This window comes from Thermopirellula anaerolimosa (assembly GCF_054657335.1).
Genome location: NZ_BAAHYX010000006.1, coordinates 2,545,572 through 2,567,782 on the forward strand (window position 1 = coordinate 2,545,572; position 22,211 = coordinate 2,567,782).

Genomic DNA, 22,211 nt, shown 5'->3' on the forward strand with positions numbered 1-22,211 from the left:
CATGCGCGGACGATCGTTCGATCGCCGGCACGGGAATCATTATAAGGCCTTAGGTTCGCAGTGAGCAACCCGAAGCGTGACCGTTGCCGGCCCAGTTCTTGGGGCGGCGTTCCGTTGCGGCGTAGCGGGCGTTTGACCAAAAAATCATTGCCGTCGGCCGTTTTGGTCGAAGCCGGCGAGGGCGGTGCCCATCGGCCGCTGGAGAACGACTTCGTCTGGGACGAGTTCAGGTGATCCCGGCCTTATCGCAGCGCCGCGGTTCAGGGATCGCGGCGGCGAAACTGCTCTTCCAAGCCGTCGGACCACCAGGCGACGAGCGTCCCGCAATCCAGAGCCAGGCCCGTCGCGGCGGGAATCCGCAAAGTCTTGACGCGGACCCGACCGGTCTGCCAAAGCCTGGGGCGGAGGTCGTGCAGCAGGCCGGTCAGGCGGCGCGGTCCAAAGCCGGGCGTGTGGCTGGTGAAAAGCAGGAAGCCCTCGTCGTCCAACAGGTCCAAGCAACTTTGCAGCAGCGAGGAGACGTGCCGCGCGAACTGAAAGGACTCGCCCCGCGGTCCGTGACCGTAGGACGGCGGATCGAGCAGCACGCCGAAATAGCCGTTGCCGCGTCGCAGTTCGCGGCGGACGAACTTCCAGGCGTCCTCCACGATCCAGTGGACGGGGGCGTCGCGGAGGCCGGAGAGTTCGGCATTGCGGGCGGCCCAGGCGACCATGTTTCGGGCGGCGTCGACGTGGAACACTTCGGCGCCGGCCTGAGCGGCGGCCAACGTCGCCCCGCCCGTGTAGGCGAAAAGATTCAATACCCGCTTTCCCGCCGAAGACCGCAACAGCGACCGGATCACGGCCCAATCCACGGCGTGCTCGGGAAACAGGCCGACCTGACCCGACGGGCAGGGCCTCAACTCGAAGCGCAGGTCGCGCCAGGCGACGGTCCAAGCGTCGGGCGGATTCTCCCGCCGCAGCCAAGCGCCGTCACCGCTGCGGGCTCCCTGATAGCGGGCATGAGCCGAGGCCCAACGTTCGGGATTTGCCTTGGGCTGTTTCGCCCCCGCGGCGGGCCGATCCGTCACCCACGGGCCGAATCGCTCCAGCCGACGACCTGCGCCGAAGTCCAGCAACTCGTAGTCGGGCCAATCGGCCAAAGCGCCGCGCGCCAGTTCCTCCCAGCCCTCGTCGGGACGGTCAATCGGCGACGACCTTGTAGACGACGTCGTGCTCTCGGGCATGGTCCCGGACTTCAATTCCCACCGATTGTCCCGGTCCGGCGGTCTGCACCGATTGGTGCTCGACCTGGATCGAGGTGACGGGCTGGACGAAATCGGTGGTGTGGCCCTTGATGTGGATCACATCGCCCACCGACAGGCCGCCTTCGCTCAACTCCACCGCCGCCACGTGCAAGTGGCTGAAATAGTGCGACACCTTTCCCACGGGGATCTCGGCCATCGGAAAGCCTCCTTCGGCACGGGTACCGTGCGGCAGCGTATGGCCCGACCGCAAGTCCAGCCAACCGCCGCACTCGCATTCCACGCAACGTCCGAACTGGAACAGCGTGATGTCGTACGCGGCACCACACCGGGGACAGATCACGGCCATGGGAAGCACTCGCTACCGATTAGTATGCGGGCGGCGCGGCGAGCGTGCAAGGAAGAACGAAGGAAATCGCTGGGCGACCTCGGCCCGATGGGGGGAGTCGCGCCGACGCGAACACCACCAGCTAACGCTGGTGGCTCCAGGACGCGCGTGGATTGTTCGCTCCACCACCAGCTAACGCTGGTGGCTCTGGGGTTTGCGCGATGGCGCAGGAGACATTTGCGCGCTGGCGTCGAAAAAATGGAGCCTCGGGCGTAAGCCGGCGGTGGCAGAACGATAATCTGGAGCCTCGGGCGTAAGCCCGAGGTGTTTTCACGCTACCCAGGGTTTACCACTGCGGGCACCGCCAGCTAACGCTGGTGGCTCCAGGATGCGCGTGAATTATTCGCTCCACCACCAGCTTACGCCGGCGGCTCTAGATTGGCGTGAGGGCCTCTTCCGCGGAGGGTTGACGTCGCGGCGCCGGGGCAGGCTCTTCGTCGCGACGCCTCCCGCCGGAAAACAGCCCCGTTACCGCATCCTTGGCGTCCATGGTCAGGCTGAAGAGGAGCGGGACCAGGATCAAGGTGAACAAGGTTGAGCAGGTCAAGCCGCCGACCACCACCGCGCCCAATCCGCGATACAACTCGCTCCCGGGACCGGGCGACAAGACCAGCGGCAACATGCCGAAAACGCTCGTGGCGGTCGTCATGAAGATGGGCCGGATCCGCGTTTGGACCGACTGCCGGATGGCCTCGCGGGCGGGCAGCGGTGCGAACGATCGCTCTTCCCCCTCCCCGATGCCGCGCATAAAGTTGAGCGCTTGATGCACCAGTAGGATGGCGTTGTTCACCACCACGCCGATCAGGATGATGAAACCGAGCATGGTCAAGGTGTCGAGTTGCTGGCTCGGTTCCAGGTGGCGGACCAACCGCAACCCGATGAATCCGCCCAAGGTAGCCAGCGGCACGCTGAACATGATGACGAAGGGATAGAGGAAGCTCTCGAAAAGGGCGGCCATCAACAGGTAGCTGATCAACAACGCCAGGAAGAAGCGGCTGAAGCCGACGCTCATGAGGGATTCGTAGTTCCAGCCGGTCCAGTGTCCCAGCAAGGCGGTGCGCACCTGCGTCAGCTTATCGGCGTTGCCGGACATGGTCACCTGCACGTCGCCGGCCATGCCGCCCTCGCGCCGGCACTCCTCGACCAATTCCAGGATGCGGTTTTGCGCCTGCTCCAGGGCGACCTCCGGCGGCGGGTTGACGGTGAAGGCCACGGCCCGCCGCTGTTCCGCCCGGCGTATCGACTGCGAAGCGTCGGCGCGGACGAAGCGGACCACCTGGCCCAAGGGGACGACGACGCGGTCCCCGTCCTTCTCGCGGACGGAGATCGGCAGGTCGGCGATTTCGTCGGGCGAAAGGGGAAGGCCGGGGTCGCGGATCAAGATCAGATCGATGTTGTCGCCCTGAAAATTGAAGTCGCCCGCCGTAGATGGTCACTTCCGCCACGCCCGGGATCCGCTCGATCGCCGGTTTGACGAAGCGATCGGCGTAGTCGTAGAAGCGGGCCATCTCGAAGGCGGGGTCCTCCGCTTGGATCAGGCAGTAGGCGATGGCGTCCTCGCCGGCCGAATCGGCGGCACGAATCACCGGACGCTCCACGTCCTCCGGATAGGATGGCACTTCGTCGAGTCGGGCGGCGGTCTCCTGCAAGGCCCGGCCCATGTCGAACCCGACTTGAAACTCCAGCGTGATGAAGCCCCGTCCCAACTCCGCCGACGAGTACATCTTGTAGAGGCCGGGAAGCGTCTTCAGCTTCTCCTCCTGCTCGATGAGGATCGTTTTCTCGATCTCTTCCGGACTGCGCCCCGGCCAGGAAGTGCTGACCGAGACCACCGGTCGATCGACGTCGGGAACGAGTTGCACCGGCACCGCGCGGAGCGCCAGCAGGCCGAAGAGGATGATCAGGATCACCCCCACGGCGACTTTGACCGGGTTTTGGATGGAGAATCGGATAAAGTCCAAGTCGGATGGCTCCCTACCGCGGAGACGCGGCGAGAGAGGTGCGTTGCTCGCCGCGCGGAGGGTCGTCGCTCGCCCGATCCCCGCCGCCGGGCGTCGTTTCCTCGGAGAGCGACACGATGCGCACCCGCTGGGTCTCGCCCGACAAACGCTCGGCCCCCTCGATCACCACCTTGGCGCCGGCGACCAGCAAGCGCCGCCCGTTTTCCGTCTCGGGTTCCACGGCGAACTCGTCCCGCGTCCGCGCGGTCACGGTGACGGGCACCGGGAAGACCTCGGCCGCATCGCCCTGCTCCTCCGGAACCGCCACCCAAACCAACGACTCGTCGGGGCGAATCAGCACCGCGTCGCGATGGACCACCAAGGCGTCCCGCTGCGCGGCGACGGGCACCCAAGCCGTCACGCTCATGCCCACCTTCAATCGGCCGCCGTGATCGCTCATGCGAACTCGGGCGGGAAACGTCCGCGAGGCCCCCGGACCGTACGGCGTCAACGAAACCACCGTGCCCTCGAATTCCTCATCGAGCGGATCGACGTGTATTTTCAAAGGTTGTCCCACGGTGATCAATTCGACGGCCGATTCGGGAATCATGATTCGGGCGTCGATTTCCCCGCGGGATACGAATTCCGCCACGGGCGTGCCGGGGGTCACGTAGCCGCCCAGTTCGGCCTGCTTCGCCACCACCACGCCGTCGAAGGGAGCGACCAGCTTAGCTCGGGCGAGGCGCTCCTGTTGCTCCGCGATGACGGCCTCGGTCTCGGCCAGTCGAGCCTTCAGTTCGTCCAGGGCGGCTTGCACCCGTTCCAGTTCGCTTTCCGTGGCGGCGTTCACGGCGCTCAAATTCTTGACCCGCTCCCATTCCCGTTCTTGGAATTGCAGTTGGGCCTGGATGGATTCCTTCTGCGCCTCGCTTTGCCGCAAGGCCAGTCGGGACCAAACCTCGTCGATCTCGGCCAACACGGTTTGTCCGCCGATGACTTCCGTGCCCTCCTCGATCGGCAGGCTGATGATCTTGCCCGCCACCTCAGCGGCGGTCACGACCTTGCGGATCTCCGTCAGTCGTCCCACGATGGCCCGGGTCGGTTGCAGCGGCTTTCGCTCCGCCGCGGCGACGCGAATCAAGGCCGGAGGCGACTCGCGACGGCTTGCCGTTCCCGCTTCGCCGGAAGCCTCGAGTTGAGACAGCGACCGGCGGAGGAACTCCGCATCGGCGACTTGACGCTGCCAGAATTGCCAAACGGCGTAACCGCCGCCGACGCTTCCCAACACCAGCGCCGTGACCACCAGCGCTGCCGTGAAGACCGTTCGCTTTTCGGTCGAGAGGTTCATGGGGTTTACCGAGACGATGGGCAGGGGAAGGCTGTGTGGGGGTGCGTCGCTCGGTGCGGCAACTTTCTCTCATTGTTATCTCGCAAACCGGCCGGACGCAATTCCGTGACGCATGAATTCTCGAACCGCCGCGCCGCCGGCGCAAGCGAGAAATTGGAAAAATCTATTAGAGCCGCCGGCGTGAGCCGGCGGTGCAAGCGCGAGAACCCAAAAAAAGGAATCATGAGCCGCCGGTGGGTTTGGCGCTACCCAGGGTTCTCCACCACCAGCTTACGCTGGTGGCTCCAGGGTTTGCGCGCTGGCGCAGGAGACATTTGCGCGATGGCGCAGGAGACATTTGCGCGCAGGCGCAGGAGACATTGGAGCCTCGGGCGTAAGCCCGAGGTGTTTTCGCGCAACCCAGGGTTTACCACGGTGGGCACCACCAGCTTACGCCGGTGGCTCCAGGGGGTGTGTGCATGAATTAATCCACCACCAGCTTACGCTGGTGGCTCGCGGCTTACGCCGGCGGCTCTGGCGCGCGAAGCTCGCGCCCGTGCCGTCCTGCCGGAGGGTTGCCCGAGTCGTTACAATGGGAGACTCATTGCGGCAACTCGGCATCCCTGCGAATTCCGCGGCGGATCGTCGCGTGCCCTTGGAGTGCGAAGGTCCCTGCCCGTCGATTCGCCGCCCGTGCCGCGCCGCGAGAGTCCGCAGACCGGGGAGTCTTTACAGTCCGTTGAGACCTTTCACGATCAGAGGTATCGCATGAGTGGAGAACCGAAAGTCGCGATCCTGATGGGCAGCGACAGCGATTGGCCCAAGATTCAAGCGGCGGCCAAAGCCCTGGCCGATTTCGGCGTGCCTTGCGAGGTCCGCGTGATGAGCGCCCATCGCACGCCGGAGGTCGTTAGCAAGTACGCCGCGGAGGCCGCGGACCGCGGCATTCGGGTCATCATCGCGGCGGCGGGTGGAGCAGCCCATTTGGCCGGCGTGGTGGCCGCACACACCGTGCTGCCGGTGATCGGTTTGCCGGTGCCCACCGATTTGGCCGGCGGATTGGATTCCCTGTTATCCATGGCGCAGATGCCGGGCGACATCCCCGTCGCCACGGTTGCCGTGGGGATGGGCGGGCCCCGCAACGCCGGACTGTTGGCCGTCCAGATCCTGGCCCTGTCCGATCCCGACTTGCAAAGCAAACTGATCGAGTTCCGTCGTAAGTTGAGCCGAAAGATCGCCGAAAAGGACGAGGCCCTTCAGCGCCGGATTGCCGCCGAATCGGGCGCATGATGCTTGCCGCGGAACGACGCGGCCGGCCTGCCGATCGCGCGGCGGAACGTTCGAGACGTTGCGGCGGACAAAAGGAACCCATTTGTGGCTTCACCGAAAGTACTGTCTTTGGAATGGGTGGGCAAAGAGGACGGCTATCTTCGCCTCTTGGACCAGACGTTGCTCCCTTGCGAGGTCCGCTATCTGGAATGTCGCGACGCCGCCGTGGTGTGGGAGGCGATCCGGCAATTGCGAGTTCGCGGGGCGCCCGCCATCGGCATTGCCGCCGCCTATGGGCTGTATTTGGGCGTGCGCGAGCCTGCGGGTGATGATGGGGCCGACTTTTTGCGGGAAGTGGATCGCGCGGCCGACTACCTGGCCGGTTCCCGACCCACGGCGATCAATCTGTTTTGGGCGCTGAACCGAATGCAGCGGCGGGCACGCGACTTGGCCGCGGCGGGCAAGGCGCCGCGGGAGATCGCTTCCGCCCTCTTGGCCGAGGCCCGCGCCATCCACGACGAAGATCGCCGCTTGTGTCACGCGATCGGCCGGCACGGGGCCTCGCTGCTGAAGGACGGCGACGGAGTTTTGACGCATTGCAACGCTGGAGGCTTGGCCACCTCCGAGTACGGCACCGCCTTGGCCGCGATCTACGCGGCGGTGGAATCCGGCAAGCGCATTCACGTTTATGCCGACGAGACCCGTCCACTGCTTCAGGGCGCGCGATTGACCGCCTGGGAATTGCAGGCCAACGGTGTGCCGGTCACGCTGCTGTGCGACAACATGGCGGCCCAGGTCCTCCGCGAAGGCCGCGTGCAAGCGGTGATCGTGGGGGCGGACCGCATTGCGGCCAACGGCGACGCGGCCAACAAGATCGGCACCTACGGCGTGGCCGTCTTGGCGGCGCATCACGGCGTGCCGTTCTACGTCGCGGCCCCCCGCACCACCTTCGATCTGACGCTGGCCGACGGAAGCGGAATCCCCATCGAACAGCGCGATGCCCGGGAAGTGACGCACGGTTTCGGTCGGCAAACGGCGCCGGACGGCGTCGAGGTGTACAACCCCGCCTTCGACGTCACCCCGGCGGAACTGATTCGCGGCATCATCTTCGAGGGCGGAATCATCTCGCCGGTCAACGCCGAGACCGTCGGTCGCGCCTTGGGGGGCTGAGCGGTTCGCGGCGGGCGGAGCTTCCGCGGCGACGGCGTCACGCGGACGTGCCGGCCTGATCGCCCGAACCGGACGATGTGGGGCCTCCGCTCACACAGTGACCGCCTCCGCCGAAACCCGACGCAACTGCTCGGCCAAGGCGTCCGTCAATCGGGCGTCGTCGAATCGCCAGCGCCAATTGTTGTGCGGGGTGCCCGGCGTGTTCATGCGGGCGTCCGAATCCAGGCCGAACACGTCTTGCAGCGGTACCACCGCAATCTCGGAGCGGGATCGAAAGGCCAGTTCGATCATGCTCCAGTGGATGGTTTCCGGCGACGGTCGGCAGTAATGCGACAAGCGCTCCAAGAGGTCCGGGCGGGGCATGACTTCGCGGAGAAACCAGCCGAGGCTGGTGTCGTTATCGTGCGTGCCGCTGTACATCACGGTGTCGGGATCGACGCGGTCGGGGAGAAAGGCGTCCACCCGCGACGTGCCGAAGGCGAATTGCAGCACCGCCATGCCCGGCAAGCCGAACTGCTTGCGGAGGGCGATGACCGGCGGCGTGATGTGTCCCAGGTCCTCCGCCACGATGGGCAGCGTCTTGCGACCGTCGGCGCGGAGGTGCCACGGACCGGCCCAGTCCGCCGACAATTGCCGCAGCAATTCCTCGCCGGGACCGGGGACCCAGCGCCCATGCTCCGCCGTGGTGTGCCAAGCGGGGACCGACCAAAAGGCCTCCAGTCCTCGAAAGTGGTCGATCCGCGCCAAATCGACCAGGTCGAAGACCGCCCGCAAACGGTCGATCCACCAGCGGTAACCGTCCTGCCGCAGGGCGTCCCAGCGATAGACCGGATTGCCCCACAGTTGGCCCGTGGCGTTGAAATAGTCGGGCGGGACACCGGCGACTTCCAGCGGCGTGCCTTCCTCGCCGAGCAGGAAGTATTGCGGATGGGCCCAAACGTCGGCGCTGTCGTAGGCCACGTAAATGGGGATGTCGCCAAAGATGGAGACGCCTCGGCCGCGGGCGTATCGGTGCAATTCGTCCCACTGTCGGAAGAAAACGTACTGCCGAAAGCAATACTTCTCAAAGGCCGGGCGAATCTCCGGCGGGAGCCGACCCCAACAGGCGTCGTACGAGACGATCTGGTCGTCGGCGGGCGGCTGTGCGTATTTGCGATCCCAGCGATTCCACGGCAGGCCGTCGTACAACTCGCTGAGGGCGCAGTATCGGGCGTAGGAGTACAGCCAGCGGGCCTTGGAATGGCAGAAGGCGAGAAATTCCTCCCGCAGGCCGGGATCCCGCCGCTCCGTAAAAACGGAAAACGCGCGATCCAAGAGTGCCGTCTTGCGACGCCGCACGGCGGAAAAATCGACGGGGCTTCCCGAGGGGAACTCCGGCGGGCAAAGGTCCTCCACGTCGCCCCGCGTGACCAGTTCCCACTCCGTCAAAAGGTCGGGAGAGACGAGCAACTCGTTGCCCGCGAAGGCTGAGGCCGACTTGTACGGCGAACCGTTCTCGTCCACCGGTCCGAGCGGCAGGATCTGCCAGTAGTCTTGCCCGGCCTCGACCAACCAATCGACGAACCGATAGGCGGATCGGCCCAGGTCGCCGATCCCGTACGGGGAGGGCAGCGATGTGGGATGCAAGAGCACGCCGCAACTTCGCATGACGCAACCGACCTCGTGCCGTGACATGAAGGACGCCTGGGATTCGTCGCAGCGCAAAAACTCACGACGGCGGATTCGATCGCGAAGCCGCACCCCTGCGGATTGTTTCATTCTACGCCGGACGGGGGAATGGTGCAGGGGTGGTTCTTACACGGAGTTGCTATGAGCCACTAGCTCAAACTATGTGAGCCACCAGCGTGAGCTGGTGGTGGATTCATTCATGCACACACCCCCTGGAGCCACCAGCGTGAGCTGGTGGTGTTCGTGGTGTTGAACGCTGGATAGCGTGAAAAACACCTCGGGCTTACGCCCGAGGCTCCAGTTTGCGCATTTTCAATATGCATCCTTGGAATGCATCCTGGAGCCACCAGCGTGAGCTGGTGGTGGAGAACCCTGGTTAGCGTGAAAAACACCTCGGGCTTACGCCCGAGGCTCCAGACAAACGCCCGCGCACCTCGGGCTTACGCCCGAGGCTCTAGATTATCGCTCTAACACCGCCGGCTTACGCCGGCGGCTCCACGTTAGCGTGCTTGCACTGGGGACTCGCGGGGTTTCGTTCGCGCAGAACCGCGTCTCGGTGATGCCATCACTCCGAGCGGGTGCTTTCCACGGCGGCGCGATGGCGCTCTTGGGCGTACCACCGTTTCCAGACGTCCGGCTCGTAGCCGAAGTTTTGCCCGCTCAATTCCACCAGGGCCTCCAAGACGTCGCGATTGGGGACCTGACGACGGATGACGCGGGGTTGGTTGCCGCCGGACGACAAGCCGGTTCCGGAGCGACCATCGGAACTGCGGCTGAAGGTGGCCCCGATGGAGCCGCTTTGGGCGGGCGGCAGGACTACGCGATGCGTGGTGACCAACGCGTCGATCAGGGCCGGGATGGCGGTCTTGTCGCCCATGGCCTTCAGCGCCGCCGCCGCCCGATTCACGATCACGTTGTTGTTATCCCGCAACCGCCCGATGAAGTACGGCACGCTCTCGGAGAATTGGGACTCGGCCAGGGACTTCAGGCAGGCCAGGCGGATTTCCTCTACGGGGTCCTCCACGGCCAACACCGCCAGCGCCCGTTTTGCTTCCGGGGTGTCGATGCGGGTCAAAACCTGCACTAACATCAGGCGGACGGGATCTCGCCGCTCTTCGCCGAGCACCTTGAGAAGCGGCTTGACCGCCGCCGGTTCGCGGATGTTTTGCAGTTGCTCGGCCGCGGCGGGGTCCGCGTCCAGTCGCGTCAACAACCGGCGAATCCGCTGCGTCCAGTCCCGCTCGGAGTCCTGTCGCTGCTCCTTCTCCTCCAGGATCTGCACCTCTTGAGGCAGCATCCAGCGGCCCTTGTACAACACGTAACCCTGTTCCCGCATCACCTCGTCGCGGGTCTTCCACTCGCCGTTGATTTTGGTGTAACCCAGAATGGCGCGGACCCGAACGTTGTCGGGATCCAACTCCAGAATGCGCCGGAGGTGCGTTTCCCGTTGCTCGAGCAGATTGCGTTCCCGGCACCACTGCGCCAGTTCCCACTGGCCCTCCACGGTGTCGGGATACTGCGAGCGGATGCGGTCGTATTCCAATTCGGCGGGCCGTTGACGGATGTGCTCTTCGATCTCGGATTGGGGTACCGTCACGATCACGCCGGGGAGGGTCTTGAGGGTCACCCCGTCGCGTCCGGCCGGCGGATCGGTCACCGGTTCTCCCACGATGCGCCCGCCGTTTTTGAGCACGACGATGTCGCCGCGCGCAAGTCCGCCCTGTAGGAGAGCGACGAGCGCCGCCACAACCGGGATGCTCCAACGAGGGTACCGCACGAGGGACGACTCCTCAGCGACGGGGCAACGAAGACCGCGAAAAAGGGGCGGCGCGATCGCGCCTCCCACACCTAATCCTAGTATATCCCCCGAATCGGAGGAGTGACACAAAGAGCCTTGGCGCTCGTTGCGTTTCACCACCAGCTTACGCCGGTGGCTCGCGTTGCGGCGACTAGCGATCCACCACCAGCTTACGCTGGTGGCTCGAGGGCGCGCGATTGTGCTAGCATGAAGCGCGACGTGTCATTGCGGTACGCACGATCGTACTGGAGCCTCGGGCGTAAGCCCGAGGTGTTTTGGCGCAACCCAGGATCCCGCCAACAACACCGCCAGCTTACGCCGGCGGCTCCAAGAAGGGCACCACCAGCTCACGCTGGTGGCTCGAGGGCGCGCGATTGTGCTAGCATGAGCCTCGGGCGTAAGCCCGAGGTGTTTTGGCGCAACCCAGGATCCCGCCAACAACACCACCAGCTTACGCCGGTGGCTCGAGGGCGCGCGATTGTGCTAGCATGAAGCGCGACGTGTCATTGCGGTACGCACGATCGTACTGGAGCCTCGGGCGTAAGCCCGAGGTGTTTTGGCGCAACCCAGGATCCCGCCAACAACACCGCCAGCTTACGCCGGCGGCTCCAAGAAGGGCACCACCAGCTTACGCTGGTGGCTCGAGGGCGCGCGATTGTGCTAGCATGAAGCGCGACGTGTCATTGCGGTACGCACGATCGTACTGGAGCCTCGGGCGTAAGCCCGAGGTGTTTTGGCGCAACCCAGGATCCCGCCAACAACACCACCAGGTCACACTGGTGGCTCGCGCTTCGGCGATTGGCGCATCCACCACCAGCTTACGCCGGTGGCTCGAGGGCGCGCGTCATTGCGCTAGGGAGCCGGGGGGCCGGCTAGGTGCGTTTCGAGGCTTCGAGTCGGGCGATACCTGCCGCTCCGATGAAGCCCGCGTTGCCCCCCAGCGTGGCGAAGTCGATCACGGTATGGTCGCCGACGGCGGGATAGGCGCGGAGGAAGATTTCGTGCTTGACCCGTTCCAAAAAGGTTCTGCCGATGCGACTGTCGTGCCCGCCGAACGTCATGGCCCCGCCGATCAAGATGGCGTCGGGGTCGATGGTGTGCATGAGGTTGACGATGCCGATGCCGAGGTATTCGGCCGTTTCCAGGACCAATTGCCGACTCAGTTCGTCGCCGGCCTCGGCCATCTCGGCGATCAGTTTCGGTTCGAGCACGGCCCCTTCCTTGAGTCGCGGAGTCAACATGCTGACGCGTCCGGCGGCGAGGATTTCGTGCGCGCGTTTGGTGACGGCGGTGGCGCTGGCGTAGGCCTCGAAGTGGCCGCGCCGCCCGCACGAGCAACTGCGAGCGTCGGGGCGGCAGTCGATGACGGTGTGTCCGTACTCGCCGCCGTGGCTATGTTGTCCGTCGAGGAGCAGATCCCCGACGATGATGCCGCAACCGATGCCGGTTCCCAGGGTCAGCAGGATCAGGCTGTGAAATCCCTTACCGGCACCGACCCAGCGTTCGCCGAAGGCCGCCGCCGTGGCGTCGTTGGCGAAGGTGACGGGGCGTCCGCAGTGTTCGGCCACGCGGTCGCGGATGGGGAAGTATTCCCAGCCTTTGAGGTTGGCGGGCACGACGAGCCTGCCGCCGGGGATGTCCATCGTGCCGGGGGAACCCAAGCCGACTCCCCCGACTTCGCTTTCGCGCAGGCCGGCCTCTTGAACGGCCCGCAAAATCAGTTGCGCGATGCGTCGGGCGCCGTCCTCCGGTCCGCGCTCCACGTGCGTCGGTTCTTGGCCCTGCCAAACGACTCGGCCCTGATTGTCCGTGACGCCGGCCTTGATATTCGTCCCCCCCAGATCGATGCCGACGAAGAAGGGGGCCTCGGCCGCGGTCTTACTGACGGTCTGCATGTTCTCGATGTTCCCTCCGGAAAGGCCGGGGACGGATGCGACGTCCGCCGGCGAACTACGGGTTGCCTGGGCAAGCGCAGGCGGGTCGGGCGGAGAGGCGACGGTCGTCGCTCTCCTTCGCCGCCGGTGTCTACGCGACGGGCTTTCCCGCCAAACGAACGTAATCGGGCAACGGGCCGACCAACGGCCCCGCGTATCGCAAAAACGCCTCGGTGACGAAGTTGCCGTCGGGATGGATGAACTCGTCCGGCATGGGCTTGGCGCGGACGGCCACCTCCGACAACTCCGCCGTGTCCAACGTCCACCGGTACGGATCATCGGAGGTCCGCCGGATGGAGACCATCTTGCCGGTGACGCCCTCGACGGCCAGTTCCACGGCGCGGCGCCCGCAGGCGTACGCCTCTTCGCGGTCCGTATCGCTGACGCGATCGGCGGCGCACATTTGCAGCGATTCGCAGACCTGGAATTCCCCCCGCCAGCCGAATTCGTTGCAGATCATCCGATGCAGCATCATCGCGGCGCTGGTCCCTCCCATCGCCCCGAATTCGACGTTGGAGAACCGATCGGTCACGGTGGCGGCGCTGACGGGCGTACCGTCGGGATACGTGATCCCCTCTCCGCAAACCACGCTGCACCAACCGAATCGCTCCCGCGTCTTTCGCACGTCGGCGAGGAAGCGGTCGCGATCGAAGGGACGCTCGGGCATGAGGATGATATGGGGCGCGTCCTCTTCGGCGGTCTTGGCCAGGGCCGACGCCGCCGCCAACCAACCCGCCGAACGCCCCACCGTCTGGAAGATCACGAACTGATCGACCCGCTGCATATCGCGGGCCAGGATGCCGGCCTGCTTGACCGACATCGCCACGTAGCGGGCGGCGCTACCGAAACCGGGCGTGTGATCGGTGCCGAACAGGTCGTTGTCCACGGTCTTGGGGATGCCCACGCCCACCATGCCGTATCCCTGCGTGCGGCAGTAGGCCTCCAAGCGGTGGATCGTGTCCATCGTGTCGTTGCCGCCGATGTAGAAGAAGAATCGAATGTCGTGGCGGCGGAGCACCTCGAGCAGGCGGGGGAAATCGGAGTCTTGCAGCTTGTAGCGGCAGCTCCCCAGGGCGGAGCTGGGCGTCGTCTTCAGGCCGGAAATCGTCGCTTCCGCCTCGGCGTCCAAGTCGATCAGGCGGTCTTCGAGGAAACCCTCGATACCGAACCGCATGCCCAAGCAGCGCGTCACCCGGGCTTGTTCGCGGCAGGCCTCGATGACGCCGCAAAGACTGGCATTGATCACGGACGTCGGTCCGCCGCCTTGGCCCACCACTGCGTTTCCCTTCAGCATTTTCGGCATTCTCCTTCCGACAAACGAACGGGCGAGGCCGCCGCGGCCCCCGGCGGCAATCGCCTGCTTGGCGTGCCGTCGCCTCGCCGCGGGATTGCGGCCGAAACGACGCAAGCTCCTGTGCGAGAAAACGGTTTCGGCGGACCGGCGCCTTCGGCCGAGAACGGCATCCCGAATCGGCCGACCTGCGACGGGACCGCGCCGGCAACCGTGCTTGAAACCCAGCCTGTTTCCGGACTGTGCCTCGGTCTCGAATATGTCATCAGTATGATGACGCATCTAATGCCGGACAAGCGACCCTGGGCTTCGCGTGTTTGAGCGTTCCCCTCCCTTCGATTGGGTGGGTTTGCCCAATACGACGCGAAAACGCCGTTTGATGGGACCTGCCGGATACAGTAAGATATTCAATATAAACCTTTTGAGACAGGGATGTCGACCTTCGCCTCGGAAAGAGGCCGTACGAATGACGGCAACGACTTTGATATACGAAACGGGTGTTACCCGTACATGGAGCGGATCGGCTCCGGCGGACAGTGCGGCACGTTTGACGACGGCTTATCGCACGCTGTTGGAGGGCGGGAGTCGGGTCAATTGGACCGAGCACCTGCGGCTGATCCGCCTTTTGGGATCGGGGGGACAGGGTGTCGTCTATTTGAGCGAGCGCCGCGGTTGCGACCAATTCACGCTGCCGGTGGCGTTGAAGATCTTCTCGCCGGAACCCTTTCCCGACGATGCCGCATACGAAGAATCCATGGCCCGGATCGCGCAGGTCTCGGCGCGCGTGGCCACCATCGCCCACGACAACCTGCTCGACGTGCACAACTGGTTCGAGCGGGAAAGCATCCGCATCATGGAGATGGAGTGGGTGGACGGCTACGATTTGGGCCGACTGCTCACGAACCGCATGTATCAACTGTTGGAGCAGCGGGTTCCTTCGCGGCGCTGGGAATACCTGAACACGGTGGTGGTGACGGCGGGCATCCGTCAGCCGAGGCTCAAGCCGGGCGTGGCGGTGGCGGTGGTGCGGGACTGTTTGGCGGCCTTGGCGGCGCTCCATCGCGGCGGCGTGGTCCACGGCGATGTCAAGCCCTCCAACATCATGCTCAAGCGGACCGGCAACGCCAAGATGGTGGACATCGGGTCGGCCCTGCTGATGAACGACCCGCCCCCGCGGCGGACCATCACGCCCTTGTACGCCGCCCCGGAAGTGCTGGAGAGCAACGGCGAAATCGTCTCCCCCCGCTCCGATCTGGCGAGCTTGGGGTACGTGTTGGTGGAGATGCTTTCCGGGCAGAATCCCTTCCACGAGCACCGGGACGGTCGAGCCTTGCTCGAGGCCAAGCGATTCCTGCCGCAAAAACTGTCTTCGGTCCTGCCCCCGGAGTACATCAAGAGCGACACGCTGATGAACTTCATTCGGCGTTTGATCGCACCGGATCCCAACAAGCGTTTCGAGTCGGCCGAGGAAGCCGATCTCAGCCCCGCCGGCGCCGCCGCGTTCCTGCGCCAGTTGGTGAAAGGCGATTTGGCCTCGGAATACGCCACGGAAATTCGCCTTTGGCTGGCGGATCTGTACGGCCTGGAGAATCCGTCGCCGTCCGAATGAGTCCTTTCCCCGCGATCGCCTTTCGAGTGCCCTGCCATGCCGCGGCCGACCACTTTGGTACTGGGTTTGGGAAACCCCATCCTCACCGACGACAGCGTCGGGCTACGTGTGGCCGCCGTGTTGAGAGAGGAATGGGCCGACCGGTCGGACGTGACCGTCGAGGAGGACTGCTGGGGCGGCTTGCGACTGATGGAGCGGTTGGCGGGCTTTCAGCAGGCCGTCATCGTCGATGCCATTCAGAGTGGGGCGCCGCCCGGCACCGTCCACCGACTCACCCCCAACGATTTGCCCACCCAGCACAGCGCCTCGGCGCACGACGTCAGCCTTCCCACCGCGCTGGCCTTCGGACGAAAGATGGGTCTGGTGCTGCCGACCGATGACCGCCTTGTCCTTGTCGCCGTGGAAGCCGCCGATATACTGACGTTTGGGGAAGCGTGTACCCCGGCGGTGGAGGCGGCTATCCCGCACGCGGTTGAAGCGGTCCGGGAGGTGCTGGCGGAGTGGGGATGCTTGCGGTCGGGCGATTGAGCGCCGCCGCGGCGCGTCTCGGCGACGGCCTTTTCTCGTCCGCTCGCCCCCATTCACGACCGCGGCGGAGAAGATGGGGGAAATCCCGGCCGTGCTAAGATCGGGCGCTGCGAACGGGACCTCCGCTCCGTGCCGCTCTCGCCGCCGCGATGCCGGACGCCGCGTGCGGTCACATGAACGGACGACCTGGTATGCCTCGGGCGAGCGTTCACCGGTCGGGTCAAAGTGGGACTTTGGATCAGACGAAAGGAAACATGCCATGGTATCGCCTGAGTTGCTGCGCCGATTTCCGTATTTCGCCAAGATCAGCGAAGAGTCGCTGAAGCAGGTGGCCATGATCGCGGACGAAAAGTCCTATCCGGCCGAGCAGGTCCTTTTCCGCGAGGGCGACCCTGCCGACACCCTCAACATCATTACGGAGGGCGAGGTGCGGATTCAGTACCTGCTGGGCAGCGGGGAGATGCGCACCGTGGACACCCTGGTCGGCGGCGACATCCTGGTCTGGTCCGCCATCGTGGAACCGTACAAGACCACCGCCTGCGGCACGACCTCCAAGCCGACCAAGGTGATCAGCATCAAGGGCAAGGAATTGCGGGAGATTTGCGAGAAAGACCCCTTGGTGGGCTACCGCCTGATGACGGAGATCGCCAAACTCTTGGCCCATCGCCTGCAAAACGCCCGGGTCCAGTTGGCCACCTTGTAATCGCTGCGAAGACTTCTCGGGATGCACGAAGTCTCGCTGGTCGAGCACCTTTTGGACGGCGTGGAGCGGGAATTGCCGGAGCGGTTCGCCGGCGCCCGCGTCGCGCGCGTCGTGATTCACGTCGGCGTACTGTCCGGGGCGCATCCGGAGGCCTTGCGATTCGCCTTCGATTTGCTGGCTCCCGAACGCTTGGGCGAGGGCGTGCGCTTGGAGATCGTCGAGGTCCCGGCGGTGTGCCGCTGCCGCGCGTGCGGCTCGGCGACCGCGATCACGGAACCGGCGCTCCTTTGCCCGCGATGCGGCAGTCCGGATATCCGCACGGAGGGCGGTTCCGACTTGATTCTGCAAGAGATCGAACTGGACGTGGAAGACGGCGACTCCGGCGACGCAACTTCTCCGCCGGCGTATGATTCCTGAAAGACCTCGTGATGCGCCCCGTCCGACCTTTTCGACGCGCGTCGAACGGCCGGGCATCCCTTTCGCGCAGGACACGCCGGGCGAACTTCGGGGCTGCGAGTCTCTCAAACGTGAGGTAGCCACGGGATGAAAATTGTCGCCGCCAAGAAAATCCTGAAGGCCAACGATCAATTGGCCGCCGAAAACCGCGATCTGTTCGATCGAGCGGGCGTGTTTACGGTGAACGTCTTGGGTTCGCCCGGGTGCGGAAAGACGACGTTGATCGAAGCGCTGCTGCGGGCGGTCCGACCGCGGCACGAGACCGCCGTCATCGAGGGCGATTTGGCCGGCACGGTGGACGCCGAGCGATTGGCCGCCCAGCAGGTTCCCGTCCTGCAAATCAACACGGAGGGGGCCTGTCACCTCGATGCCAACATGGTCGCCGCCGCCGTCCGGGAGTTGCCCTTGGACGGGGTTTCGCTGCTGTTGATCGAGAACGTGGGCAACTTGGTCTGCACGGCGGGGTTCTACCTGGGAGAACACCTGAGAGTCGTGCTGCTGAGCGTTCCCGAAGGAGATGACAAGCTCGTCAAGTACCCGACGATCTTCCAATCCGCCGACGCGCTGATCGTGACGAAATACGACTTGGCCCCGCACTTCGATTTTCGCTTGGAGCGGGTTCGCGAAGACCTTCGCAAGTTGGGGAACGACGGACCTGTCTTCGCCGTCTCCGCCCGGACCGAGCAGGGAATGGACCAACTGTTGGCCTGGTTCGGCGGTCGGTTGCCGCAGCGGGCATGAGTTCCGCGACAGCGTAGGACCCCCGATACGGATGCCCGATTCAGACGATCCGCGTCGTCCCGGGACCGGATTCATTGAGAGACGGCGGCAAATCATCGGCGGCTTAGGGAGAATCCATGATGTCCCGAAAGAAGGCCGACGATCCGCGACCACGGTCCTCGCTCCGCCGCTCGCCGGTGGGGTTGCGAATCATTGGCGGACAATTCCGCGGTCGAAAACTGCTGTACAGCGGAGACCTGGCCACCCGACCGATGCGCGATCGGGTCCGCGAGGCCGTCTTCAGCATCTTGCGGGATGCCGTGGTCGATGCCCGAGTCGTCGATCTCTTCGCCGGGACCGGAGCGATGGGCCTGGAGGCTGTCAGTCGCGGCGCGCATTCGGCGGTATTCGTGGAGCGAGATCGCTTGGCCGCCCAATTCGTGCGAAAAAATCTGGAGACGTTGGGGCTGACCTCACGGTGCGAAGTCGTCGCGGCGGACGTCTTCTCGTGGTGGAAATATCATCCCCCTTTCCCCGCCGTACCGCATGTGGTGTTCTGTTGCCCGCCTTACCGACTCTACTCGGAGGCCGCCGAGGCGATGGAGGACCTGATCGCGGGCCTGGTCCGCGAAATTCCCTCGCAAAGCGTGGTGATGATCGAGTCCGACGACCGCTTCGAATCGGATCGGCTTCCCCGCCCGGAGTTGTGGGACGTTCGCCGTTACCCCCCCACCAAGGTTGCCTTCTACTGGAAGGAAGGCGGCACGGACACGGCGGCGTAGTCGCTTGGCGAAGGCGCGGCGGCGTGGTTCGGGTTCGCGGTCGGCCTTTCCGTCGTGCCGCCGCACTGTGGGCATTTCCGCGGCGGCGCTCGTGACCACTTAGAGCGTGTCTTCAAATAGGCCCGCACAAGTATCACCCCCTTTTGGAGGGTGTGTAGTGCGGGCGGCGCGGTCACGAGACCGCAAATTCTTGTCGCACTCACAAGGGGGACCCTAGCCCGGAAGATAGGTCAAGACCCCCTTTCTCGAAGGGATAAGGCGTCATTCGAAGACACGATCTGAGAGGGGTTCGATCTTGTCGCCGCTGTAGGGAGGAGTGTTCTTTTTCCGATGTAATCGAAACGCGCGGGCAGGCCGATGTTTGCGCCCGTCTGACTGTGAGGATGGGAAATTTGTAATGGACGCAAGACGTATGTTGCCTGGATAGTTTGAGCTTTTGCGTTCACGGGGAGCGGTCGATTTTCACTAGTAAGCCGAGTCTTCGGGCATTTTCGGTTGGGAATTGCCCGAGATTTGCTTCCGAAAAACCCGCCGCGACCCGCCAGGCACGCATTCCGGCCCGGGTTGGATGCTTGGCGGTGATGCCTCCTACGGAAGGGAACGAGCATGAGCTCATCGGAACGACACGAACCGACCTGGCCGTTCCTGGTGGTTCTCGTCATTCTTTTCGCGCTAAGTGCAACGGCCCCGCGAGCCTGGAGGACGGTGGAGCGAGCCGATCCGCCGCACCTGCGCCACACCTGGGAGCGGGCCGAGAGCGGTGGCTCGGGGCGGGACTTGCTGGCCCAAGCAGCGCCCAACCCGCCGTCTCCGCCGATTCCGCTTGCCGAATCGTCCGCCGCGCCCGGCGGTGCGAGCGGTGAAAATAACGCGGAATCCAAGCCCCGCCCGGAAGACGCCCTGCGAGAGACCACGCTCCTCGGCGAGCGACTTGCTCCCGATTCCGATCGTGAACGAGTGGCGATGGAAGGCGATCTCGCGAAAGAGGACGGCATGGTCTTCTCAGCACCTCACCGGAGCGTTGGCAGCGACGCCTCCGATCCGGACGCGCTGCAAACCGAACCGGAGGGCGAATCGCCCTGGACGATCGGCCCGGACATGACCGCGGATGACCCGCTAAACGCGGACGCCGAGGCGGACGAGCCTGATGGATTGCGCTTGCTGTCGCCCGGCGACGCCGCCCCGATGGGCGAATCGGAAACGGCGCGAACCGAACCGGCGCCGCAGCCAACCGGCGATGCCGAAATTGCGCAACCGGCCCAAACTCTCTCGCGATGGACCCCGCCGCAGGCCCTGTTCGATCAATTGCAAGCGTTCGCGCATCATGCGAGCGTGGGTAAGTGGGCCGTTCGAGTCCGCGACGACCTCGAGTCCCTGGGCTGGGCGTTCGAGGATGACGACTTGGCGGAGGCGGAGGTCATCCTGGCGCGCATTAGGAAGGGGTTGGACGAGGCGGCCTCGCTCCAGGGCAATTTGGCCGAGGGGGCTGAGGCGGCGGCCTTCCGGCAGGTCCGGTACGCCTTGATACGCCGCACGAATCTGTGGACGTTGACCGCGGCGATGGGCGGGCTGAGTCGTCCCATGGCCGGTTTGAGCGAGGCCGACTGGGATCGTCTGGCCGAACGCACCGCCGCCGTCGAGGACTATTTGCAAGCCTCGGAAGGACGCCCCTGGCGCGAGTTCCTCCGAACCGAAGCGATCCGGGAAGTATTCACCAAGCGATCGGTGCTGGCGGAGGAGCATTGTCGCGAGATCGCCGCGGCGACGCTGCGGGACGTGACCACGCAGGACCTCGCCCCGGACCAGCGCCGCTTCCTCGATCAGCCGACCCTGGCCGCCTATCTGAAGGAATTGGCGTTTTGGCGGGAAGCGGCGGTAACGGCGGGCGACTTATTGCGGGCGGTGGAACGGTACGAGCAAACCGGCAATCCCGCCGACGCGGAGGCCGTGATGGCCCTCTACTACCGCTTGGAACCGTCCTCGGATGAGGCGGCCCGAGCTATGGCGCGATGCTTGCAGGTGCTGTACCGCAATGCCAACGTGCGGGTAGTGGTGACGGCGGAACTGTTGAACCGCATGATGCCGGAGCGATCGCCGGAATCGCGGCCCGTCTCCGATACGATTCTGGGGCGACCGGTTTACGGGACGAGCCTGGCCGATACCACGGCGTACTTCCGCTTTCTGCCCGACCCGCGGCGCGCTCGACTGGCCTTGATCGTGCAAGGGCGCGTCACTTCCGAAACCTGGTCCCAGGCGGGACCGGCGACCTTCTTCAACGACGGTTACGCCGTCTATGACGCCCGAAAGGAAATCGAGGTATCGCCGCGCGGGATCCTGGCGCAGCCGGCCGAGATCGACGTGCGGAATCGCGTGGAACTTCGGCAGGTCTCCACCAGCTTGGATCCCATCCCGGTCTTGGGGTTCTTGGCGCAAGAAGTGGCTCGCGATCAATTGGCCGACCGCCGCTTGGCGATGAACGCGGAAGTGAAATGGAAGCTGGCCTCCCAGGCTTTGGCGGAGATCGAGCGGGAGAGCGAAGGCCGGTTCGCCGAGATCAACCGCAAGCTGGAGACGGATGTGTTGGCGCGGTTGTCGGAGTTCTCCCTGGGACCGACCTGGATCGGCGCCCAAACCACGGAGGACCGCATGGTCTTGCGATGGCGACTCGGCGACGCTTGGCAGCCGGGCGGGCATACGTTGCGTCCCTGGGCATCCTCCGATAGTTTGGCCAGTTGCCAGGTCCACGAATCGGCCGTCAACAATTTTCTGGCTCAATTCCGCCTGGAGGGTCGGACCTTCGCCTTGCCCGACTTGGAAGCCAAACTCCGCGAGCGTCTGCGACTGCCGCAGCCGGATGACGAGGAGAGCGCGGGCGCGCGGGCGGATGCCACGATCACCTTTGCCGCGCACAACGCGGCGCGAGTGGAGTTTCGCGAAGGACGCTTGACGGTGGTGCTGTCGGTGGCGGCCCTGGCCAGCCAGCCCAATCACTGGGAAAACTTCGAGGTCCGGGCCCATTACCGACCCGAGGTCGCCGACGATCAAGTCCAGTTCGTCCGCGACGGCGTGGTGCAACTGATCGGGCCGATGGACATGCGGTCGCAGATCGCCCTCCGCGGCGTGTTCAGCAAGACCTTTTCGAAATCTCGCCCGTGGCGGATCTCGGCCGGATTCCTCAAGGAACACCCCAGCTTGGCCGACCTCACCATCTCCCAATTGGAACTGGAAAACGGTTGGCTCGGCGTCGCCATCGGACCGCGGCGGTCGAATTCGGTGGCGTCGGCGGGATCCGCGTCGGGCTTCTGATGCGACGCGTCCCTTCGCGCCATCTCGAAAGCCCGGAGCCACCAGCGTAAGCTGGTGGTGCAAAACCCGGAGCCACCA

General features: G+C 64.9%; 17 protein-coding genes and 1 pseudogene. 9 read left to right on the top strand and 9 right to left on the bottom strand.

Annotated elements, in window-relative coordinates; translation table 11 throughout:
• Positions 1-260 precede the first annotated feature (260 nt).
• The 5 genes and pseudogenes from ACYQ6J_RS15200 to ACYQ6J_RS15220 form a co-directional block, all read right to left on the bottom strand.
• Complete coding sequence (locus ACYQ6J_RS15200; protein ID WP_460185036.1) at positions 261-1,226, bottom strand: class I SAM-dependent methyltransferase; 966 nt, start codon at positions 1,224-1,226, stop codon at positions 261-263.
• Positions 1,183-1,593, bottom strand: a complete 411-nt coding sequence (locus tag ACYQ6J_RS15205) for a hypothetical protein (protein ID WP_460185037.1) — start codon at positions 1,591-1,593, stop codon at positions 1,183-1,185. The genes ACYQ6J_RS15200 and ACYQ6J_RS15205 overlap by 44 nt, the downstream gene beginning before the upstream one ends.
• Positions 1,594-2,005: 412 nt before the next feature.
• A complete protein-coding gene (locus tag ACYQ6J_RS15210; RefSeq protein WP_460185038.1) occupies positions 2,006-3,013 on the bottom strand; it encodes an efflux RND transporter permease subunit in 1,008 nt (335 codons plus the stop codon).
• A gap of 46 nt (positions 3,014-3,059) precedes the next feature.
• Positions 3,060-3,593 (bottom strand): annotated as a pseudogene (locus ACYQ6J_RS15215) (efflux RND transporter permease subunit); the annotation flags it as partial.
• 13 nt (positions 3,594-3,606) lie between these two features.
• Complete coding sequence (locus ACYQ6J_RS15220) at positions 3,607-4,920, bottom strand: efflux RND transporter periplasmic adaptor subunit (RefSeq protein ID WP_460185039.1); 1,314 nt, start codon at positions 4,918-4,920, stop codon at positions 3,607-3,609.
• A 747-nt stretch (positions 4,921-5,667) separates the two neighbouring features.
• Between ACYQ6J_RS15220 and purE the strand changes: the two genes are divergently transcribed.
• Entirely contained in the window at positions 5,668-6,189 is a 522-nt protein-coding gene (gene purE / locus ACYQ6J_RS15225) for a 5-(carboxyamino)imidazole ribonucleotide mutase (protein ID WP_460185040.1), read from the top strand.
• An 84-nt stretch (positions 6,190-6,273) separates the two neighbouring features.
• Positions 6,274-7,338 carry an S-methyl-5-thioribose-1-phosphate isomerase gene (gene mtnA / locus ACYQ6J_RS15230; RefSeq protein ID WP_460185041.1) on the top strand — a complete coding sequence of 355 codons (1,065 nt, stop codon included), beginning with the start codon at positions 6,274-6,276 and terminating at the stop codon, positions 7,336-7,338.
• A gap of 90 nt (positions 7,339-7,428) precedes the next feature.
• Here the strand turns inward: mtnA and malQ are convergent, their stop codons facing one another.
• From malQ to ACYQ6J_RS15250, 4 genes are all read right to left on the bottom strand, one after another.
• Positions 7,429-9,012 carry a 4-alpha-glucanotransferase gene (malQ, locus tag ACYQ6J_RS15235; RefSeq protein WP_460185042.1) on the bottom strand — a complete coding sequence of 528 codons (1,584 nt, stop codon included), beginning with the start codon at positions 9,010-9,012 and terminating at the stop codon, positions 7,429-7,431.
• Between the two features lie 559 nt (positions 9,013-9,571).
• Entirely contained in the window at positions 9,572-10,783 is a 1,212-nt protein-coding gene (locus tag ACYQ6J_RS15240; RefSeq protein WP_460185043.1) for a HEAT repeat domain-containing protein, read from the bottom strand.
• A gap of 893 nt (positions 10,784-11,676) precedes the next feature.
• Positions 11,677-12,699 (bottom strand): ROK family protein, encoded by a 1,023-nt coding sequence (locus tag ACYQ6J_RS15245; RefSeq protein ID WP_460185044.1) that lies wholly within the window; start codon positions 12,697-12,699, stop codon positions 11,677-11,679.
• 130 nt (positions 12,700-12,829) lie between these two features.
• The gene (locus ACYQ6J_RS15250; RefSeq protein WP_460185045.1) at positions 12,830-14,032 is read right to left on the bottom strand and encodes a 6-phosphofructokinase; all 1,203 of its coding nucleotides are present in this window, start codon (positions 14,030-14,032) and stop codon (positions 12,830-12,832) included.
• A 463-nt stretch (positions 14,033-14,495) separates the two neighbouring features.
• On the opposite strand from ACYQ6J_RS15250, the gene ACYQ6J_RS15255 reads away from it, so the two are divergent.
• From ACYQ6J_RS15255 to ACYQ6J_RS15285, 7 genes are all read left to right on the top strand, one after another.
• Positions 14,496-15,638, top strand: a complete 1,143-nt coding sequence (locus ACYQ6J_RS15255; RefSeq protein WP_460185046.1) for a serine/threonine-protein kinase — start codon at positions 14,496-14,498, stop codon at positions 15,636-15,638.
• Between the two features lie 36 nt (positions 15,639-15,674).
• The gene (locus tag ACYQ6J_RS15260) at positions 15,675-16,166 is read left to right on the top strand and encodes a hydrogenase maturation protease (RefSeq protein WP_460185047.1); all 492 of its coding nucleotides are present in this window, start codon (positions 15,675-15,677) and stop codon (positions 16,164-16,166) included.
• 259 nt (positions 16,167-16,425) lie between these two features.
• Complete coding sequence (locus ACYQ6J_RS15265; protein ID WP_460185048.1) at positions 16,426-16,869, top strand: Crp/Fnr family transcriptional regulator; 444 nt, start codon at positions 16,426-16,428, stop codon at positions 16,867-16,869.
• Between the two features lie 21 nt (positions 16,870-16,890).
• Entirely contained in the window at positions 16,891-17,286 is a 396-nt protein-coding gene (locus tag ACYQ6J_RS15270) for a hydrogenase maturation nickel metallochaperone HypA/HybF (RefSeq protein ID WP_460185049.1), read from the top strand.
• A 126-nt stretch (positions 17,287-17,412) separates the two neighbouring features.
• On the top strand, positions 17,413-18,066 hold the full coding sequence (hypB, locus tag ACYQ6J_RS15275) for a hydrogenase nickel incorporation protein HypB (RefSeq protein WP_460185050.1): 654 nt from the start codon (positions 17,413-17,415) through the stop codon (positions 18,064-18,066).
• Positions 18,067-18,182: 116 nt separating this feature from the next.
• On the top strand, positions 18,183-18,827 hold the full coding sequence (gene rsmD / locus ACYQ6J_RS15280) for a 16S rRNA (guanine(966)-N(2))-methyltransferase RsmD (RefSeq protein ID WP_460185051.1): 645 nt from the start codon (positions 18,183-18,185) through the stop codon (positions 18,825-18,827).
• 606 nt (positions 18,828-19,433) lie between these two features.
• The gene (locus ACYQ6J_RS15285) at positions 19,434-22,133 is read left to right on the top strand and encodes a hypothetical protein (RefSeq protein ID WP_460185052.1); all 2,700 of its coding nucleotides are present in this window, start codon (positions 19,434-19,436) and stop codon (positions 22,131-22,133) included.
• Positions 22,134-22,211 lie beyond the last annotated feature (78 nt).

Coding starts and splice junctions, on each gene's coding strand:
- ACYQ6J_RS15200 (WP_460185036.1), bottom strand. CDS start 1,226: ATGCCCGAGAGCACGACGTCGTCTACAAGGTCGTCGCCGATTGACCGT.
- ACYQ6J_RS15255 (WP_460185046.1), top strand. CDS start 14,496: ATGACGGCAACGACTTTGATATACGAAACGGGTGTTACCCGTACATGG.
- hypB (WP_460185050.1), top strand. CDS start 17,413: ATGAAAATTGTCGCCGCCAAGAAAATCCTGAAGGCCAACGATCAATTG.
- ACYQ6J_RS15260 (WP_460185047.1), top strand. CDS start 15,675: ATGCCGCGGCCGACCACTTTGGTACTGGGTTTGGGAAACCCCATCCTC.
- rsmD (WP_460185051.1), top strand. CDS start 18,183: ATGATGTCCCGAAAGAAGGCCGACGATCCGCGACCACGGTCCTCGCTC.
- malQ (WP_460185042.1), bottom strand. CDS start 9,012: ATGTCACGGCACGAGGTCGGTTGCGTCATGCGAAGTTGCGGCGTGCTC.
- ACYQ6J_RS15270 (WP_460185049.1), top strand. CDS start 16,891: ATGCACGAAGTCTCGCTGGTCGAGCACCTTTTGGACGGCGTGGAGCGG.
- ACYQ6J_RS15285 (WP_460185052.1), top strand. CDS start 19,434: ATGAGCTCATCGGAACGACACGAACCGACCTGGCCGTTCCTGGTGGTT.
- ACYQ6J_RS15220 (WP_460185039.1), bottom strand. CDS start 4,920: ATGAACCTCTCGACCGAAAAGCGAACGGTCTTCACGGCAGCGCTGGTG.
- ACYQ6J_RS15245 (WP_460185044.1), bottom strand. CDS start 12,699: ATGCAGACCGTCAGTAAGACCGCGGCCGAGGCCCCCTTCTTCGTCGGC.
- purE (WP_460185040.1), top strand. CDS start 5,668: ATGAGTGGAGAACCGAAAGTCGCGATCCTGATGGGCAGCGACAGCGAT.
- ACYQ6J_RS15205 (WP_460185037.1), bottom strand. CDS start 1,593: ATGGCCGTGATCTGTCCCCGGTGTGGTGCCGCGTACGACATCACGCTG.
- ACYQ6J_RS15265 (WP_460185048.1), top strand. CDS start 16,426: ATGGTATCGCCTGAGTTGCTGCGCCGATTTCCGTATTTCGCCAAGATC.
- ACYQ6J_RS15250 (WP_460185045.1), bottom strand. CDS start 14,032: ATGCTGAAGGGAAACGCAGTGGTGGGCCAAGGCGGCGGACCGACGTCC.